Consider the following 18,702-nt stretch of genomic DNA (forward strand, 5'->3'; position numbering starts at 1 on the left):
CCGGTATGTCCGAGCAGCAGCACGTCCGTGCGGACGGGACGGTCACGTTCCTTCCGCACCGGCTCAACCGTCATCCCGTTGTCGTGCGCGGCCTCACCGCCGACGAGCTGTGGATCTGCTGCGGCCTGTCCGGTGCCGCCGGCCTGCTGGTCGGTGCCCCGTTGTCCTGGGTGTTCCGCACCATCGCCATCGCGCCGACGTTCGTTGTCCTGGGTGTGGCCCTGGGCATCTTCGTCGGCGGCGGCATCCTGCGCCGGCTCAAGCGCGGACGTCCCGACACCTGGCTGTATCGGCAACTGCAATGGCGAATCGCCACTCGCCATCCACTGATGGCCGGCTGGGTGGGCGGCCATGCGCTGATCTCGCGCTCGGGCTTCTGGACCACACGCAGGAGCACGCAATGAGCCGTTTCAAGAACGAAATTTCGCACCTGCAGGCGCACATCAAGACGCTCCGCCTGGGCGCTGGGGCCCTGGTCGTCGTCGCCCTGGTCATGGGCGCCGGCTGGTGGAGCGCCCCGCGCGACCTGACCATCCACGTCCCGCCCGACCTGCGCTCCGGCAGTACCCGCAAATGGTGGGAGGTACCGCCCGAATCGGTCTATGCGTTCACGTTCTACGTGTTCCAGACGCTGAACCGCTGGCCGACGAATGGCGAAGAGGACTACGCACGCAACCTCCATACGCTCTCGCCGTACCTCACCCCGTCCTGCCAGGCCTTCCTGCGCGCGGACTATGACTACCGCCGCAGCACGGGCGAGCTGCGCCAGCGCGTGCGCGGCATCTACGAAATCCCCGGCCGCGGCTACGGCGACGACCCCACGGCGCGCGTGCGCGTGGTCTCCGACCGCGACTGGGTGGTGACGCTCGACATCACCGCCGACGAGTACTACGGCGCCGAGCAGGTCAAGCGCGCTCTCGTGCGCTACCCGGTGAAAGTCACGCGGGTGGACGTCGATCCCGCCCGCAACCCGTTCGGCCTGGCGCTGGACTGCTACGACGGTGCGCCCCAGCGCATCAGCGCCCCGGAGCCGACGCGCCCGGCGCCTGGCGGCCTGTCTCCGCAAGCGCCCCAAGGAGAAAACACCCCATGAAGCATCCTGTACTCACGCTGCTGGGGCTGCTGGCCGTCGCCGTGGCCCCCGCTCAGGCGGTGGAAATCCTGCGCTGGGAGCGCATGCCGCTGGCGGTGCCGCTGAAGGTCGGCCAGGAGCGCATCGTGTTCATCGACCGGAACGTCCGCGTGGGCGTGCCCGCAGGCGTGGGCGAACGCCTGCGCGTGCAGAGCGCGGGTGGCGCGGTGTACCTGCGCGCCAGCGAGCCGATCGAGCCCACGCGGCTGCAATTGCAGGACGCCGACACCGGCGCGCTGATCCTGCTCGACATCGCGGCCGAGCCGCCCAAGGACGGCGAAGCCGAGCTGGAGCCGGTGCGCATCGTCGAGGGCAGCAGCACCCCGGCGCGCTATGGCGATCAGGCAGGCGGTGCCGACGAGGACCCGGCGCGCGCCCAGGACCAGTCAGTCGCTCGGGCAGCGCGGCGCGAGACGCCGGTTCCGGTCGTCCTGACGCGCTTCGCCGCGCAGAACCTCTACGCGCCCCTGCGCACCGTGGAGCCGCTGGCGGGCGTCATGCGGGTGAACCTGCGCCGTGGCCTCGACCTTGGCACGCTGATGCCGACGCTGCCCGTGCGCGCGGTCGCTCTCGCGTCGTGGCGTCTGGAAGACCAGTGGGTCACCGCCGTGCGTCTGACCAACAGCAGCAGCGGCTGGGTCACGCTCGACCCGCGCGTGCTGCAAGGCGATTTCCTCACCGCCACCTTCCAGCACGAAGCGCTCGGCCCCCGCGGGACGCCCGAGGACACGACCGTCCTGTACCTGGTGACACGCGGACGCGGCCTCGCGCAATCGCTGCTGCCGGCGATCCACCGCTTCGACCCGGCTGCGCACCTGCCGCAGCCGGAAGCGGAAGCCGAGGACGGCAAGGAGGCCCGCCATGCGCAGTAACGGCTTGCTCAAGTGGCTGATGATCCCGGTCGCCTTGCTGGTGCTGTTCGTTGCCATCCGACTGTTCTCCGGCGGAAGCACGTCGGCACCGCCCGCCGCGGATGCCGGTTCCAAGCTCACGCCCGAGGAAATGAAGGCGTTGGGCATCGAAGGCGATACCCCGCGCGATACCGTGGCAACGCTCGTCGCCCAGGTGAAGCAGTTGCGCACCGAGCTTCAGACCGCGCTGACCGACAACAAGTCGCAGCGCGAGGAAAACCAGCGCCTGCGCCAGCGCGAGAACTCCATCGATCAGCGCATCAATTCGGCCCTCGAATCCGAACGCTCGAACCTGCGCCGCGACCAGGAACAGGCGGCCAGTGCGCGCCAGCAGACCGAAGGGCTGCTCGCCGACCTGCAGCGGCGTCTGGACAGCATCGGCGGGCGCGGCGGCGGCCATGCCGATCTGCCCGTGGGCCTGGGGCTGCGCGACGGCGACGAGGCCGGCATGGAAGGCGGCATGCGCTGGGTCGAACCGGACGACGCGAAGAAGGCCGAGGGACGCAACGGCAGTCGTGGCGCGGGCAGCGGCATGAGCTTCCCGACGAGCTTCGGCCCGGCGCAAAGCACGCTGGAAACGACCGCGGAAACCGTGGCGAACGCCGGCGCACGTGCGGCAGGCGTCAAGAGCGCCAAGCCGGTCTATACCGTGCCAACCAACTCGACGCTGATGGGGTCGGTCGCGATGACGGCGCTGATCGGCCGCGTGCCGATCGACGGGACGGTGAACGACCCGTATCCGTTCAAAATCCTGGTCGGCCCAGACAACCTGACCGCGAACGGGATTGACATCCCGGACGTGGCCGGCGCCGTGTTCTCCGGCACCGCATCGGGCGACTGGACGCTTTCGTGCGTGCGCGGTCAGGTGCGCAGCATCACCTTCGTCTTCCACGACGGCACGATCCGCACCATCCCCGAAGACCGCGACGGCAACCAGCAGAACAACCAGCAGCAGAACTCTCAAACCGGGGGCCTGGGCTGGATCAGCGATCCGTATGGCATCCCTTGCGTCAGCGGCGAGCGGCGCAGCAACGCCCAGCAGTACCTCGGCTCGCAGGCCCTGATCACCGCGGCCGGTGCCGGCGTGGCCTCGCTGATCGACAGCGACAGCGGCCAGATGTCCTACGTCGGCGCCGACGGTTCCATCGGCAGCGTCGGCATCTCGGGCAACGAGGCCGTGGGCCGCATCCTGGCCGGTGGCGTGCGCGACATGGCGGACTGGGTGAACAAGCTGTACGGGCAGGCGTTCGCGGCCGTCTATGTCCAGCCCGGCGCGAAGGTCGCCGTCCACCTCGAAAAGCCGCTCGCCATCGACTTCGATCCCGAAGGCCGCAAGGTCGATCACCGCGCAGGAGAAAGCCATGCTCTCGAACTTGAATAGGGGCCTGGCGCTGGCCCTCGCCGTCGCGGTGCTCGGCGGCTGCGCCACCAGCAAGGAAAAGCTGCTGCCCCACGGCGACAGCACGATGATGGACATCTGGCAGCAGAACGCCGGCGACGGCGGCGGGAGCGCCGGCCAGGCGGCACGCCGGCAGTTGCTCGATGCCCGCCAGAGCCTGCGCCGGCCGCTGACCGAGGCCGACGTGCAGGCCGCGCCCGCCGAGCAGACGCGCTACACGCGCACCGCGCGCAACGAGGTCTATCGCCAGTTCCACCGGCTGCCGAATCCCGATCTCGTCATGTACGTGTATCCGCACCTGGCGGGCTCGGACCCTGTACCTGTGCCGGGCTACACGACGGTCTTCCCCCTCTATCAGCGCGTGCAGTACGCCATGCCGGGCGAGCGCGTGGAGGAATACTGATGCGCTGGAAACTTCCCTGGCCGAAGCTGGCCGCATCCAGCGCCAGCGACGACGAGCAGCCGGACGGTTGGCAGCGCCACGTCGATGCCTTGCGCCAGGCCGGCATCCCCGAACCTGGCGCAGCGGTCCAGGGCCGCAGGCCGGCGACGGTAGCCGACGAGCAGGCGCTGTACGACGTCGCACCGTCGTTCGCGGAACTGCTGCCTTGGGTGGAGTTCCTGCCGCAGTCGAAGTCCATGCTGCTGGAGGATGGGCAGTCGGTCGCTGCCTTCTACGAGCTGGTGCCGCTGGGCACCGAGGGCCGGGAACCCGGCTGGCTTGCGCATGCCCGCGATGCCTTGGAGAACGCGCTCCAGGACTCGTTCGATGAGCTGGACGAAAACCCCTGGGTGCTCCAGCTCTACGCCCAGGACGAGCCCAGCTTCGACCAGTACATGCAGACCCTGCGCGACTATGTGCAGCCGCGCGCCCGGGATACCGCGTTCACCGAATTCTACCTGCGCTTCTTCGGCCACCATCTGCGCGCGGTCGCCAAGCCGGGCGGCCTGTTCGAGGACACGGTAGTCACGCGGCTGCGCTGGCGCGGCCAGACGCGGCGGGTGCGCATGGTGATCTATCGCCGTGCCACCGGGCAGGCAAGCCGCCGCGGCCAGACACCCGAGCAGATGCTGAACATCGTCTGCGACCGCCTGTGCGGCGGCTTGGCGAACGCCGGCATCCAGGCACGGCGCATGGTCGCAGCCGACGTCCACGACTGGCTGCTGCGGTGGTTCAATCCGCGCCCCGCGATGCTCGGGCCGAGTGCAGAGGACCGGGAGCGCTTCTACGCGCTGGCGCGCTACCCCGACGAGACCGAGGAAGGCGAAATCGAGCTGGCGAGCGGGCGGGATTTCAGCCAGCGGTTGTTCTTCGGCCAGCCACGCTCCGACGTGGAGCACGGCACCTGGTACTTCGACGGCATGCCGCACCGTGTGCTGATCACCGACCGGCTCCGCATGCCGCCCGCCACGGGTCACCTGACGGGCGAAACCCGCAAGGGCGATGCGATCAACACCCTGTTCGACCAGATGCCGGAAGACACCTTGATGTGTCTCACCATGGTCGCCACACCGCAGGATGTGCTGGAAGCGGACTTGAACCACCTGGCGAAGAAGGCCGTGGGCGAGACGCTGGCGTCGGAGCAGACGCTCAAGGACGTGCAGGAGGCGCGGTCCCTGATCGGCAGCGCGCACAAGCTCTACCGGGGAACGCTGGCGTTCTACCTGCGCGGGCGCGACGAGGCGGAACTGGACCGGCGCGGCCTGGACCTGGCGAACGTGATGCTCAACGCCGGCTTGCAGCCGGTGCGCGAGGACGACGAGGTGGCGCCACTCAACAGCTACTTGCGCTGGCTGCCGTGCTGCTACAACCCCGGCCAGGATCGGCGCAGGTGGTACACCCAACTGATGTTCGCGCAGCACATCGCGAACGTATCGCCGGTGTGGGGCCGCGCCCAGGGTACCGGGCATCCCGGCATCACCGTGTTCAACCGCGGCGGCGGCCCGATCACGTTCGATCCGCTCAACCGCCTAGACCGACAGATGAACGCCCACTTGTTCCTGTTCGGCCCCACCGGCTCCGGCAAGAGCGCCACGCTCAACAACCTATTGAATCAGGTCACGGCCATCTACCGGCCAAGGCTGTTCATCGTGGAAGCCGGCAACAGCTTCGGCCTGTTCAGCGACTTCGCCAAGCGCCTGGGCCTGACCGTGAACCGGGTCAAGCTGGCCCCCGGCTCGGGCATCAGCCTGGCCCCCTTCGCCGACGCGCGCCGGCTGATCGAGACGCCCAGCGACGTGCAGACGCTCGATGCCGATGCGCTGGACGAAGACCTGCCACCGGATGTCGCGGCGATGGAGGCAGACGAGCAGCGCGACGTGCTGGGCGAACTGGAGATCACGGCACGGCTGATGATCACCGGCGGCGAGGACAAGGAAGAAGCCCGGATGACGCGGGCCGATCGCTCGCTTATCCGCCAGTGCATCCTCGACGCCGCCGAGCACTGCGTGGCCGAGAAGCGCACGGTGCTCACGCGCGACGTGCGCAATGCACTGCGCACCCGCGGCCAGGACCCAACGCTGCCCGAGATGCGCCGCGTGCGACTGCTGGAAATGGCGGATGCGATGGATATGTTCTGCCAAGGCACAGATGGCGAGATGTTTGACCGCGACGGCACACCATGGCCGGAAGCCGACATCACCCTGGTCGATCTGGCGACCTACGCCCGCGAGGGCTACAACGCACAGCTCTCCATCGCCTATATCAGCCTGATCAGCACGGTGAACAACATCGCCGAACGCGACCAGTATTTGGGGCGCCCGATCATCAATGTGACCGACGAAGGACACATCATCACGAAGAATCCGCTGCTCGCGCCCTACGTCGTGAAAATTACAAAGATGTGGAGGAAATTGGGGGCCTGGTTCTGGCTCGCGACGCAGAACATCGACGACCTGCCACGCGCCGCGGAGCCAATGCTCAACATGATCGAGTGGTGGATCTGCCTCAGCATGCCACCCGATGAAGTCGAGAAGATCGCGCGGTTCCGCGAACTCTCGCCCGCGCAGAAGGCGCTGATGCTGTCGGCCCGCAAGGAGGCGGGCAAGTTCACCGAGGGAGTCATCCTCTCCAAGAGCATGGAAGTGCTGTTCCGCGCCGTGCCGCCAAGCCTGTACCTCGCGCTTGCGCAGACCGAACCCGAAGAGAAGGCCGAGCGCTACCAGCTCATGCAGCAATACGGCTGCACCGAACTGGAAGCGGCCTTCAAGGTAGCCGAGAAGATCGACCAAGCACGCGGCATCGAGTCGCCGGCCTTGGAACTGTCGTAAGCCGGAGAACGCCATGGAACCGAAACGTCCCTCCATCCCGATGCAGGTCCAGGCGTTCCGCCGTCGCAATCGGCGGCTCCGCTGGCCTTGGGTATTGGCTGCTGCGCTGGTCGCGCTGCTGCTGATCTGGCTGGTGTCCCGGTCGCCCGGTGATTCCTCGCCACAGCCGCCCGCGCCGGCCAGCATCATGCAGCCCTCCGGCCCGCCCTGGCAGATGGGCAACCCGGAGGGTCGCTTCACGCTGACGCTCTATGCCGACCTGGAATGCCCGTTCTGCCGGGAGTACTTCCCCCAGCTCAAGCACTGGGTCGGCAACAACACCGACGTGGCGCTGCAATGGCACCACCAGCCGCTGGCCGCGCACGAGCCGGCCGCGTCGGCCGAGGCCCGCCTGGCCGAGTGCGCCGCCGAAGCAGGCGGGCATGCAGCGTTCTGGCAGGCAGTCGAATGGGTCTATGCCCATACGCGCAGCGACGGCCAGGGCTTGCCGGATGGGCTGCGCTACCCCGAATCCACACCGGCCGTCGAGCAGTGCATGGCAAGCGAACATCCCGATGCGACCATTCGCGCCCAAGCCGCGGAAGCCACCAAGAGCGGCGTAACCGCAACGCCGTCGCTGCGCCTGCTCGATCGCCAGACGGGACAGGCCATCCTGCTGCAGGGGCCGATCGAGGGCGACGCCTTGCTGTCGGCGATGGACATGCTGGCGGCCGATAACCCGGCCAGCGATGCGGCGGCCGTGGTCACCACCCCCACATCCGAAATGCCTGCCGACGTTGTCGGCGACATGCCCAGGTAGCCCTCGGTCTTGGAGGCTACGGCTCGGCTTGCCGCGCTGACCGCTACCCGTTCGCTTCGCATCCTGGCTGCGAACAATCACCGCTGCGCGGTGGTGGATGCAACTTGCTCCGCTGTTTCCATCCCCAGGAGGGCTTGCCCTCCCAGGGTGGCGCCTTCCGTCTACATTCTGGAGGTTCGCCATGTCTCTCATCGTCAATGGCTCCTGCGTGGAGCCACGTTTTGCCCCAGCGTCCCAATCTGATGACCGGATCATCCGGCAAGCCATCGCGCTGCTGGAACAGCGGATCTTCAAGAAGGGGCCATTCCTGGATGGGCCCACCGCTGTCAAGGATTACCTGCGCCTGAAATTGGTCGCCGAGCCGAACGAAATCTTCGCTGTCGTTTTCCTCAACAACAAGCACGAGGTACTCGCCTACGAACCGATGTTCAAGGGCACGATCCATTCGGCCACGGTACATGCGCGCCCGATCATGCAGCGTGCCCTGGAACTGAACGCCGCAGCCGTCATTTTTTCGCACCAACATCCTTCTGGCTGTACGGAGCCATCAAGCGCAGACTGCGCGATAACGCAAACATTGAAGACTGCCTTGGCACTGATCGATGTGAGGGTGCTGGATCACCTCATCGTCGGCCAGGGTACACCGTACTCGTTCGCGGAATCCGACATGCTGTAGCAATGACATCGGCTCCTTGATCTATGCGGAGGCTTCGGCCTCCGCTTTTTCATGGGTGGAAGACAAGCAGGTATGCGGGCAGTCCGCGATGCGCATTGTTTGTTGGGGCCGCATCGGCTTCGCGTTTGACTACTGTCCTGATCAACTTCAAGGGCACGCGACATGCCAGCATCTCTTTCCAGGTTCGCGCCGGGCTGGCGAACCCTCGGCCTGGCCGTCGCGCTGCCGGCCGCCCTGGCCGTTTTCAGCCCGGCCACCTTCGCCGCCGACGTAGTGGTCGTCACCGACAGTCGCCACCCGGTCAAGACCATGGGCGGCGAACGGCTGATCGAACTGGACGAAGCCCACCGGATTGAAGCGGAGCTTTCGGCGGGACTGTCCGCCGACTCCGAACAGGCAACAGTCATCGTCAGGCGCCGGCTCTCCAGCGGCGGTGCCGATCTCCAGCGACACATCGCTTCCGCATACCAGGGCGTCACAGACGCATGGAGCCTGGGCATCACCGGCATCCCGGCCGTCGTCGTAGACCAACGCTACGTGGTCTACGGCGAACCGGACGTGGCTCGCGCCGTCGCGCGCATCGAGCAGTACCGGAGGAACCAGCCGTGACCCGACCATTCGACCTGTTGAGGCGCCTGCGCGCTGGCGTGGCGTCCGTGCTGCTACTCAGTGCCACCGGAAGCTACGCCCTCGACACCGCCACCGTCGTCGGCTCGGTGGCATCGCCCGACTGCCTCGAATACCGGGTCGTCGGCATCTGCTACTGGCTCTACTGCACTTGGACCGGCTGCACCGTGCGCACGTCTATCAAGGTTCGCCACTACATCCCCGATGCCGTCGTCTCCAGCTACAGCAATACCGGCGAGAACCCCTGGGTCGAAGTCCGGGCGATGAGCACGCCCAACCCATCCGCCCAAGCAGGCGGCGACGGAACCACGAACGAAGACCACGAGAACGACCTCGCCAAGTTCAAGAACGCCGACGTGATCGGCCACCCTGGCGTCGAGGTGTTCAACCAGTTCGTCTCGTCGTCGGGCTACTTCTGCGAGGGCGCGGGTACGGCGTTCATGCCGTACTTGCTCAGCACGCTGGATACGCTGGCCTGGCGCTACAACGTGCCCGAGATGGCCTACCCGGAAGCGCTGGTTCCAGGCATGCGCGAGGTCGGCGCACGCACCACGATGAACCTCTGGGGCAACGTGTATCCCCGTGGCGGCTTCCTGCACCAGACCGACGACCACAAAGCTGGTGCCGTGGTGGCCCAACGTGCAGGTGATGTTGTCACGCGCCGCGGGCAGATCCACGTCTATCAGCCGCTGCTCGCCGATTCGCGGCCCGGCTACTGGCCTGCCGGCGCGCTGGTGGAGGGCGACGCATCGACCGGGAAGTGGCAGGAACTCACGCCCGTTCTGTCCTCGTCCTGCACGGTTTTCCCGCGTAACGATTTCCTGACCCAGGCCCAGCAAGGCGACTACGCCTGGGCATTGTGGCGGCCCTATGCCTGCTGCGAACGCAAGGGCCAGGTCTTCCTCGGCAGCGTCGATTTCAACTGAGGTGGCACCATGAAGATTCGTACCGCACTCAATCCGCTCTCCCGCCAGGCACGCCACACGAAGATCGTCCTGGCGCTGGCCGGCACGCTCGCGCTGGCCAGCGGCGTGGCCTGGGGCCAACTGGGCTACCAGACCAGCGGCAGCGTCATCGGCGATGACGTCATGTACTCGATCGGCGGCGGCAGTGCCGTGTCGATGGGACGCGCGGCCGGCATGCGCTCCCTCGGGGTGGGCGTGGGCTGGAACAGCAACTTGATCTGCGGCGACATGAGCATCCAGACCACGTTGAAGAACCAGCTCAACGGCATCACCAACGGCTTCCAGCAAATCATGTCGTCAGTGATCCAGAGCGCCACCAGCGCGGTGGCGTCTTTGCCTGCGCTGATCATCCAGCGCGCCGATCCCGGCCTCTACAACCTGCTTACCAATGGCGTGCTGCAGGCACGTCTCGATTTCGACCGCTCCAAGCTGACGTGCCGTGCCATGGCCGAGAAGATGGCCGACACGGCAGGCGGCCAGCTCGGCTGGAGCCAGATGGCCGAAGGCTTGGCGCTGCGCGATGCTGTGTCGAGTACGGATGCGGTCTCGGCCATCGAGCAGGCCGAGACGCGCCGCGGCAATGACGGCGTGCCGTGGATCGGGGGCAGCAACGCGGGCGGCTCCGGTCAGCCCGCAATCAAGGTCGTCGGCGATGTCACCCGCGCCGGCTACAACCTGGTCAACGGCCGCGGCGTGACCGATACGTCGTCCATCGCGCCGTCCAGTTGCAGCAGCCTCTCGTGCCAGACCTGGGCCTCGCCGCAGGCGGCCGTCGAGTGGGCCACGCGCGTGCTCGGCGAGAAGGAACAACGCACTTGCGATGCCTGCACAAAGACCGAGACGACGCCCGGCGTCGGGCTGACGCCGCTGATCCAGGAAGAGTACGACGCGAAGCTGCAGGCGCTCCAGGGTCTCGTCTCCAAGGCGAAGAACACGACGCCGGAGAACCTGCGCGAGGCCGGCAGTGCATCGCTGCCGATCACGCGCGGCGTGATCGAAGCACTGCGCGACGAGCCCGACCAGCATCTGCTGTCGCAGCGCCTGGCGTCCGAGGTCGCGCTGTCGTCCGTGCTGGAGAAAGCGCTGCTGCTGCAGCGCACGCTGCTCACGGGGAAGAAGGAGCCCAACGTCGCGGCCAACGAGCTTGCGGTGGATGCCGTAAACAAGGAGAGCGACACACTCGACCGCGAAATCCGCAACCTCAAGACGGAACTGGAGCTGCGGCGCGAGCTGGCGAACAATTCGCCCATGGCGATCATCCAGCGCCACGGCGCGCGCGCGACTGGCTCGCGCGGCATCTACGAGGGCGACCCGGTGCCTGATCGTCTCGACCAGCTCCAGAAGGGCAATCCGGGGAGTCAGCCATGAACCAGGCGCGCATGACTTGGCGCCCCCTGCGCTGGCTGTTCAGCCGGCGCGCGGCGAAAACCCTGCTGTGGTTTGTGCTGGCCGTTGCCGCCGCTGTGGGGGTCAACGTCGCGGGCATCTACCTGGTCGGCAGTGTTTCGGCCTGGGAGCGGTGGCTGGCGGCCTCGGCAGGGTATTTCTTCATCTGGCGGCTGGGCGTGTATGGGGCAACGGCCTACGGATGGCTCTGGATGCGCCGCCGGGTGCTGGCCCGCGAAGACCAAAGCGGGACAGATGGGCAGGCGCGGCGCAGGCTGATCCGCGCCGAGATCGCCGGCGTCGCCGCCATCGTCGCGCTGGAGGCCGGCCTGCTGACCCAGGCCGCTTGAGGGAGATCAAGGCCATGACGCTTTTCACGACCGACTACCTGGAGTACTACCTCACCCTCGTGTCCTGGATCGTCAACAACGGCATCTGGGCCGTACTGGTGTCCAGCGGTGTGTTCGCGCTGCCGTTCGTCGCCATCGTCGTGCAGGAATGGCTGAAGGCCCGCGCAGAAGGCGCTGACGAAGGTAACAAGGGTGTGCTCTCGGCCGCGCGCATCGAGAACCGGGTCTTCGTCGCCATCGTGGTGGTGATGTTCGCCGGCATTCCGTTCATCGACGTGGACCTCAGCACCATCCAATACGACAGCTCACGCTCGGCACAGTGCCAAGTCAGCGTGCCGCAGCCCGCGGAGACCGGCTGGTCGCAGTCTTTCAGCACCATCAACAACCAGTCGGCGAAGGTGCCGGTCTGGTGGGCCTTCATGCACGCGCTTTCGCGTGCCGTCACGAGCGCCTCGGTGGCTGCGATCCCGTGCGGCACTGACCTGCGGCAGATGCGGATGGAGATCGACGCGACCCGTATCGACGACCCGGTGCTGGCCCAGGAAGTGGCGGATTTCTCGCGGGACTGCTACGGGCCGGCGCGCGCCAAGCTGTTCATGCAGCGCCCGGATCTCGATGAGCAACAGATGCACGACGTGACCTGGATCGGCTCGCGCTTTTTCACGGACACGGGTGGCTACTACGACAGTTACCGCTCCAGCACGGCGCGCGAAGCATGGCCCTATGACGACACCCGCGATGCGGGGCTCGCGCAGGTAGCCAATGGCGGCGGCTACCCGACTTGCAGGCAGTGGTGGTCAGACGGCAGCAACGGCCTGCGCGCGCGGCTGCTGGGGCAAGTGGACCCGAGCCTGCTGAATCGCCTGGCGGGCTGGGCCGGGTTCCTGAGCCGGGCCGAGGTGGACGATTCGGTGATCCGCGCCATCGCGTCACCGCGGCAGCAGAAATTGAACCAGGGCAGCGTCTATACGGACTACGGCGGTCAGATCGACAAGTCCTTACCGAACATCGTCACCCGTGCCGCGGGCGATGTGGGGATGACAGTCGGGGCGATCGCCGCATTCCCCGCCATGGATGTAGTACGCCAGGCCGTACCGATGGTGCTCGCCCTGCTCAAGATGGCGCTGGTCATCTGCATCCCGCTTGTGCTGCTCGTGGGCACCTACGACCTCAAGACAGTCGTTACCGTCAGCGTCGTGCAGTTCGCGCTGTTCTTCACGGATTTCTGGTTCCAACTCGCCCGCTGGATCGACAGCACCATCCTCGATGCGCTCTATGGGTGGGGCTTCGGGTGGAACCGGCCGCATACCAACTTCGATCCGCTGGTGGGGCTGAACAACGCCTTCGGCGACATGCTCATGATGTTCGTCATGGGCACGATGTTCATCGTGCTGCCTACGTTCTGGATCATGGCGCTGGCTTGGGCGGGCGTTCGCGCCGGCAACGTCCTGCAAGGCCTCGCCGGGGCGACCGCTGATGCCAAGGCCGCCGGCGGGAAAGGCGGAAGTATCGCGATCAATGCAGTGGCGAAGAAGTGAACACCGCTAGTCATCCTCGACATGAGGATCGATGCGGAAACCATCGTAGGTGTAAAGGCCGAAACCTGCCGGTCCGTTTCGCCACTCTGGCTCGGGCAACGCTTCGCCCGAGTCGGCGTTGCGGGCCATCCAGGCAACCACCATGACGAACAACAGCAACAGAGCCAGCCAGAAGGCGGTGTAGAGCAATACCCCCAGCGCGGCCAGCTTGACCATCCACACCAGCACGGCAGCGGCGGCCAGCGGCATCCCCTTGGATGCCAACCAGTTCGACACACGCCGTTCGCCTCGCGCATACGCACGCCATCCGCGGCCAAATGCGCGGCCGAGGCGTTCTGCGGTGCTGATGCGGGTGGTGGTGGTGTTCATGGTCGTCTCCTACTACTGAGGAATACCTATTCCAGTTTGCTCCACTTCATTCGGTTCGTGGCGTCAACGTGTCTTCTTGCTACTTCAGGACGCTTCGTCCTATGGCCCAGCCGGACCGGGATCGGGCTCCACGCCGATGCGGTAGGTGGCAACGAAACGCGGCCAGTCCACATGGTCAACCAGGTCGATGTCCTCGACAACGCCGACTTTCGATCCCGTCCGCTCGAACAGTGCGATGCTCTTGTCGGGATAGTTGTTGCGCGACGGATAGAGCACGCCGTCGAACAGAGGCTGGCGGTCGTCTCGGCACATCGCATGCACCTGGGCAGACACCTGCTGCGTGTACGTGTAGTCGCGGCTGGCCAACTGCTCCAGGTTCAGGCCGAAGTAGCCCGCCATGACGCCCGGTGCCGTGAGGTCGGCCAGGCGCACGTCTTCCAGAACGCCTACGGCACGCACCAACCGGCTCTGGACTTCTTTCAGCGCGATCGAGCGTTGCGTGTCCGCGAGCCACTGGTGCTTGTGAAACACCGACTCCATCAGCGCCGTAGGCAGGTCGCGCCCCAGATAGAGCACGCCATAGGCCCGTGCCGGGTCATCGTAGCGATTCGTGCCGCTGCGGCCGTAGTAAAGGGGGCTGCCCCGATAGGCGACGCGGCTCACATGCTGGAGCAGTTCACCGGCATCGATCAGGAACGAAGGCAGCTCGTGGCTCATGACGGTCTCGCTTCAATGCACCTGCACGCCCAGCACGTTGAACACGGCCTCGGCCACGTCGTCGATCGTGCCATGCGTCACCGCATCCACCGGCGAGCGGCCGCCCAAGCCTTCGAGCGGTTCGGACAGCGCGCGATAGATCGTCCAGTGGTCGATACCATCGATCTCCTGGAGCACGGTTTGGGTCAATTGCTGCTTCACCGGGTCGAGCTGCCAGTCGGGCAGCTTCTGGCCGCGCGGCCCCACGTTCAGCGCCAGCAACCGGCGCGCGAGGATGTCCTTGTAGATCTGCTGGCGCGACTTGTCGGCCAGCTTGGCGAACTCGGCGGGCGGCAGGTTGTGCGGCTGGTTGAAGGCTTCGAGCAGCACGGCGCGGCCTCGCTGGACGTCGGTTTCAGTCGGTGCCCAGCGCGTGTCGGCGCGCAGCGCAGCCGCCTTGCGCTCCAAGGCCTGCGCCACCGTTTCGCCTTCGAGGTTGGCGGGCAGCTTCACCGCTTCCACGCGCTCGTGAATGAACGCCTGCAACTCGGCCGCGAAAGCCGGGGCATTGCGGATTTCGACGGTATCCGCGAAACGGCGCACATCCTCCACGGTGACGCGCGGCAGACGGTCGGCAATGAATTCGATCGCAGTGGGCATGGTCATCTCCCAAGTAGGTTTGAGACAGGATTCACTCTAGTCGCCTTTGTCGCCTTTGTCAACTTTGTCGCCTTGGCAACGACCTACCTGGTGAAAGCGCTCTCGGAGCATAGGCCGAGGGCGGTGCTGGGTCCCCGTCCAATCCATTCAAGCGAGTTCCGCATTGACGCTGGAGCCGCAGCTCAAGCCCCGCTATACCAAAACGGTGAAAGGCCAAAGGGCCGAAACGGCACGGGAATGGGGCGCAAGGGGAAAGGCCCTACCTCGAAAAGGCCAAAAGGCCTCCTGGCCGGCCCGCCATGAGGACATCGACATGCTCTCCCTGTTCCAGCGGAAACGGCCCCCGGTCGCCGCCGCTCCATCGCCACCGCCCGCCATCGACCTCCCGAAAGGGTTGATGCGGCCGGAGTCGGCCGCATCGCTGCTGGCCACCCCGCGCCGGCAGAAGTTGCTGGAGCACATCTGGCAACGCACCTCTCTTTCGCGCAGACAGTTCGCCACCTTGTACCGTGCGCCGCTGGAGCGTTACGCCGAGCTGGTCCAGGGCTTTCCGGCCTCCGAGGCACATCACCATGCCTACCTGGGCGGCATGCTCGACCACGGCCTGGAAATCGTCGCCTACGGCCTGAAGCTGCGGCAGTCCCATCTGCTACCCGTCGGTGCCAGCCCCGAGGATCAGGCGGCGCAGGCCGAAGCCTGGACTGCGGCCGTCGCCTACGCGGCACTGTTGCACGACATCGGCAAGGTGGCGGTCGATCTGCACGTCGAGCTGGCCGATGGCAGCACCTGGCACCCATGGCACGGCCCCCTACGTCAGCCGTACCGCTTCCGCTACCGCGACGATCGCGAGTACCGGCTCCACAGCGCCGCGACGGGCTTGCTCTACCGGCAACTGCTCGACCGAGATCTGCTCGACTGGCTCAGCGGCTATCCGTCCCTGTGGGCACCGCTGCTCTACGTGCTGGCTGGGCAATATGAGCACGCCGGGGTGCTGGGCGAGCTGGTCGTGCAAGCCGACCGCGCCTCCGTCGCCCAGGAGCTGGGCGGCGATCCCGCGCGCGCCATGGCCGCACCCAAGCACTCGCTCCAACGCAAGCTGGTCAACGGGCTGCGCTACCTGCTCAAGGAAGAGCTGAAACTGAACCAACCCGAAGCCTCCGATGGCTGGCTCACCGAGGATGCGCTATGGCTGGTGAGCAAGACCGTTTCCGACAAGCTCCGCGCACACCTACTGTCCCAGGGCGTCGATGGCATCCCTGCGAACAACACCGCCGTGTTCAATGTGCTCCAGGACCACCGCATGTTGCAGCCGACGGCCGAAGGCAAGGCGATCTGGCGCGCGACCGTGACCAGTTCGACCGGCTGGTCCCACTCGTTCACCCTGTTGCGCCTCGCACCGGCACTGATTTGGGAGCCTGACGAGCGGCCGCCTCCGTTCGCAGGCACGGTAGCGATCGATACGGCACCCGCGGACAAAGAGGCCGAGGCATCGCTTCCCCTTCCTGTGGACGGCAAGACGTCCACCGTGGAAAGCCAAGAGGCTCCGCCGTGGGAAGGCGGCAGCATCGCGCCGTCTCCCCAAGCCAAGGCCCCGGCCATGCCCGACGTGATGGAAGACATGCTGGCGATGGTGGGAATGGGCGATTCGCCCCACGCCACGCAGAACGCGGAAGCCATCTTGGACAAGGCGCCTGCCGCACCACCCAATACAGCCGCGCCGGTTCCGGCTCCTGTACCCGTACCCACGTCCTCGGCGACGCAACCGTCTGGCGAGCACTTCATGGCATGGCTGCAACAGGGCATCGCCTCCCACCGGCTCATCATCAACGATGCGAAGGCGCTGGTGCATACCGTGAGCGATACCGGATACCTGGTCAGTCCCGGCGTGTTCCAGCGGTATGCGCAAGAGCACCTGCAGGTAGGCGCGCTGGCCAAGCAGGAGAACCTGCAGGATTGGCAGTGGGTGCAAAAGCGCTTCGAGCGGCTGCAATTGCACCGTAAACATGCCAACGGCCTGAACATCTGGACCTGCGAAGTCACTGGCCCGAGGAAGTCCCGCCGATTGCATGGCTACCTGCTGCAAGACCCTGCGGGACTGTTCGGCGAACTCCCGCCGAACAACCCCTACCTATCCGTGCAGCCGTAGCACCTTGGCTCGGCACCCCGGTCCAGCGATGTTTCTTGAACGGGCCTGCCCAATGCTTGAATCGTCAACCGGAGATCAGCGCCCAGCCCTTCAACTGAAGGGTCGCAAGCGTAGTCATCGCTGCGACGTCGATGGTTACATCCTTGGCAACGGCGCTCCTCTCAATCTTCTGATTGGCGAGTGCGTAGCTGCACACGTGGACGCTGACGCCGGCCTGTTGCAGTGCCGCTACCAGCGCGGCATTCGGATTTTCCGTGTGGAACCGCGCTTGATAAGCGGCATCGGTCAGAATCGACGGTGTGGCCGGGCCGTGAATCACCACCACGATGTCGCCCTGAGCGGGATGGACTCCCGATGCTCCCAGCAAATTCACGAAGCGGGCAACCCGATCAAGCGCAGGGTTGACCTCTTTGTTGTCGCTTGCCGACCGCGTAACCTCGAACGCTACCCGATAGCGCAGCGATGGGTCTGGGGCATTGGCGACATCCTTCGCAGGCATGATCGCGCCATAGCCAGCGATGACGGGATGGCTTGCATCCTGGGCAGCGGCCCCACCTGTCATGGTCAATCCCAGAGCCAGTCCTGCTACAGCCACCCGCCAAGAAAGCGCCAGCCCGCGAATCTTGCTCGATTGCATGAATCCCTCCGTATGCTCTTCTGAACAATTCAGCCTAATACATTGGCACCATCGTCCCACGGCGGGCAGATTCGCCTCAAGCGTTCCATGCCGGGCGATCTGGAACGGGGCAATCGTCCCGAAAACGCGAACATACGAAGGCACCGCCCCGGCGTTCTGGCGGCCCACGCGAAGGGATCGCCTAGATAGCGGATGGCTCGTTCTGCGACGCCGCCTCATCCAACAGCCAGTTCCTGAAAGCCACCAGCCTTGGCAGGCTGGCGCACTCGGGGCGATAAACCACGTAGTAGGCGACCTCCAGAGCAAAGCTGACGTCGGGGAAGAGCCGCACCAGGCGGCCACTTGCCAGGTCGTCGCGCGCCATGACGCTGCGCGCGAGCGCGATGCCGTGTCCCTCGATTGCCGCCTGCAGGACGGCCGCTGAATTGTTGATCTGCAAGCCGCGCCAGATCATCGCGGCATCTGCCACTCCGGCTTTCTCCATCCACGCCTCCCATGTGGGGAAGCCCGCATGGCCGACCATCGACAGGTCATGGATGAGGGTCTGCCGTGCCAGATCGCCCGGCTTACGCAGCTTTCCGCGCTGGCGCAGCAGATCCGGGGAGCACACCGGGAACACTTCTTCATCCATGAGCTTGTCGGCCTGCAGGCCCGGCCAGTTCCCCAGGCCGTAGCGCACGCCGATATCGATCCGCTGGGCCACGAAATCCACCGACTTGTGATTGGTGTCCAGGCGCACGTCGGTATCCGGGCACGCGGCCTGGAATCGGTCGATGCGCGGCAGCAGCCACTTGGCGGCGAACGCCGGGCTGACCGTCACGGTGAGCACCCCGCTGGTCGATCCCTCGCGCAATCGCTCCATACCCAGCGTCAACCGACTGAACCCGGCCCGGATATCGGGTAGCGCGCGCTCGGCCGCCTCGGTCGGCACCAGCCGCACCTTCCCACTGCTGCTCCGCTCGAACAGCGGCGCCCCCAGCGCGTCCTCCAGCGTGCGCACAAGCTGACCAACGGCTGCCGGCGTCACGTTCAGTTCGGCCGCTGCCGCGGAAAAGCTCTGGTGGCGCGCGCTGGCCTCGAACGCCCGCAAGGCATTCAGGTGGACGGGTGATTTCATTGCAATAAAGTTTTTCTTCTACAC

At 66.1% G+C, this 18,702-nt stretch carries 19 protein-coding genes; 14 read left to right on the top strand and 5 right to left on the bottom strand.

Translation table 11 applies throughout. The annotated features are described in order from the left end of the window. The first annotated feature begins 5 nt into the window (after positions 1-5). From MIC98_RS12695 to MIC98_RS12755, 13 genes are all read left to right on the top strand, one after another. Positions 6-404: a TIGR03750 family conjugal transfer protein gene (locus MIC98_RS12695; RefSeq protein WP_011347559.1), complete on the top strand. Its 399-nt coding sequence runs from the start codon at positions 6-8 to the stop codon at positions 402-404. Continuing rightward, positions 401-1,093, top strand: a complete 693-nt coding sequence (locus MIC98_RS12700) for a PFL_4703 family integrating conjugative element protein (RefSeq protein ID WP_011347558.1) — start codon at positions 401-403, stop codon at positions 1,091-1,093. The genes MIC98_RS12695 and MIC98_RS12700 overlap by 4 nt, the downstream gene beginning before the upstream one ends. Beyond that, on the top strand, positions 1,090-2,004 hold the full coding sequence (locus MIC98_RS12705; protein WP_011347557.1) for a TIGR03749 family integrating conjugative element protein: 915 nt from the start codon (positions 1,090-1,092) through the stop codon (positions 2,002-2,004). Before MIC98_RS12700 ends, MIC98_RS12705 begins: the two co-directional genes overlap by 4 nt. After that, a complete protein-coding gene (locus MIC98_RS12710; protein ID WP_011347556.1) occupies positions 1,994-3,424 on the top strand; it encodes a TIGR03752 family integrating conjugative element protein in 1,431 nt (476 codons plus the stop codon). Before MIC98_RS12705 ends, MIC98_RS12710 begins: the two co-directional genes overlap by 11 nt. Further along, on the top strand, positions 3,405-3,845 hold the full coding sequence (locus MIC98_RS12715) for a TIGR03751 family conjugal transfer lipoprotein (RefSeq protein WP_011347555.1): 441 nt from the start codon (positions 3,405-3,407) through the stop codon (positions 3,843-3,845). The genes MIC98_RS12710 and MIC98_RS12715 overlap by 20 nt, the downstream gene beginning before the upstream one ends. After that, a complete protein-coding gene (locus tag MIC98_RS12720) occupies positions 3,845-6,712 on the top strand; it encodes a conjugative transfer ATPase (protein ID WP_011347554.1) in 2,868 nt (955 codons plus the stop codon). Before MIC98_RS12715 ends, MIC98_RS12720 begins: the two co-directional genes overlap by 1 nt. A gap of 13 nt (positions 6,713-6,725) precedes the next feature. Further along, on the top strand, positions 6,726-7,511 hold the full coding sequence (locus MIC98_RS12725) for a DsbA family protein (protein WP_011347553.1): 786 nt from the start codon (positions 6,726-6,728) through the stop codon (positions 7,509-7,511). Between the two features lie 181 nt (positions 7,512-7,692). Further along, a complete protein-coding gene (locus tag MIC98_RS12730; RefSeq protein WP_011347552.1) occupies positions 7,693-8,187 on the top strand; it encodes a JAB domain-containing protein in 495 nt (164 codons plus the stop codon). Between the two features lie 162 nt (positions 8,188-8,349). Then, a complete protein-coding gene (locus MIC98_RS12735; protein ID WP_011347551.1) occupies positions 8,350-8,796 on the top strand; it encodes a TIGR03757 family integrating conjugative element protein in 447 nt (148 codons plus the stop codon). After that, positions 8,793-9,740 carry a TIGR03756 family integrating conjugative element protein gene (locus MIC98_RS12740; protein ID WP_011347550.1) on the top strand — a complete coding sequence of 316 codons (948 nt, stop codon included), beginning with the start codon at positions 8,793-8,795 and terminating at the stop codon, positions 9,738-9,740. The genes MIC98_RS12735 and MIC98_RS12740 overlap by 4 nt, the downstream gene beginning before the upstream one ends. A 9-nt stretch (positions 9,741-9,749) precedes the next feature. Further along, the gene (locus tag MIC98_RS12745) at positions 9,750-11,147 is read left to right on the top strand and encodes an integrating conjugative element protein (RefSeq protein WP_011347549.1); all 1,398 of its coding nucleotides are present in this window, start codon (positions 9,750-9,752) and stop codon (positions 11,145-11,147) included. Beyond that, on the top strand, positions 11,144-11,515 hold the full coding sequence (locus MIC98_RS12750) for a hypothetical protein (protein WP_011347548.1): 372 nt from the start codon (positions 11,144-11,146) through the stop codon (positions 11,513-11,515). Before MIC98_RS12745 ends, MIC98_RS12750 begins: the two co-directional genes overlap by 4 nt. Before the next feature lie 14 nt (positions 11,516-11,529). Beyond that, the gene (locus MIC98_RS12755) at positions 11,530-13,053 is read left to right on the top strand and encodes a conjugal transfer protein TraG N-terminal domain-containing protein (RefSeq protein ID WP_011347547.1); all 1,524 of its coding nucleotides are present in this window, start codon (positions 11,530-11,532) and stop codon (positions 13,051-13,053) included. A 6-nt stretch (positions 13,054-13,059) separates the two neighbouring features. Here MIC98_RS12755 and MIC98_RS12760 read toward each other — a convergent pair whose 3' ends face one another. The 3 genes from MIC98_RS12760 to MIC98_RS12770 form a co-directional block, all read right to left on the bottom strand. Next, a complete protein-coding gene (locus MIC98_RS12760) occupies positions 13,060-13,422 on the bottom strand; it encodes a DUF3742 family protein (RefSeq protein ID WP_011347546.1) in 363 nt (120 codons plus the stop codon). A 99-nt stretch (positions 13,423-13,521) separates the two neighbouring features. Further along, positions 13,522-14,139, bottom strand: coding sequence for an RES family NAD+ phosphorylase (locus MIC98_RS12765; protein ID WP_011347545.1), 618 nt, complete (start codon positions 14,137-14,139; stop codon positions 13,522-13,524). 12 nt (positions 14,140-14,151) lie between these two features. Then, positions 14,152-14,778, bottom strand: coding sequence for a hypothetical protein (locus MIC98_RS12770; RefSeq protein ID WP_011347544.1), 627 nt, complete (start codon positions 14,776-14,778; stop codon positions 14,152-14,154). A gap of 313 nt (positions 14,779-15,091) precedes the next feature. Between MIC98_RS12770 and mobH the strand changes: the two genes are divergently transcribed. Further along, positions 15,092-16,924 (top strand): MobH family relaxase, encoded by a 1,833-nt coding sequence (mobH, locus tag MIC98_RS12775; RefSeq protein ID WP_239737402.1) that lies wholly within the window; start codon positions 15,092-15,094, stop codon positions 16,922-16,924. A gap of 64 nt (positions 16,925-16,988) precedes the next feature. Here mobH and MIC98_RS12780 read toward each other — a convergent pair whose 3' ends face one another. Further along, on the bottom strand, positions 16,989-17,561 hold the full coding sequence (locus MIC98_RS12780; RefSeq protein ID WP_228903378.1) for a DsrE family protein: 573 nt from the start codon (positions 17,559-17,561) through the stop codon (positions 16,989-16,991). A gap of 181 nt (positions 17,562-17,742) precedes the next feature. Further along, entirely contained in the window at positions 17,743-18,678 is a 936-nt protein-coding gene (gcvA, locus tag MIC98_RS12785) for a transcriptional regulator GcvA (RefSeq protein ID WP_011347541.1), read from the bottom strand. Between the last annotated feature and the right edge of the window lie 24 nt (positions 18,679-18,702).

The sequence above is a fragment of the Stenotrophomonas sp. NLF4-10 genome, from assembly GCF_022359915.1.
GTDB lineage: Bacteria > Pseudomonadota > Gammaproteobacteria > Xanthomonadales > Xanthomonadaceae > Stenotrophomonas > Stenotrophomonas daejeonensis.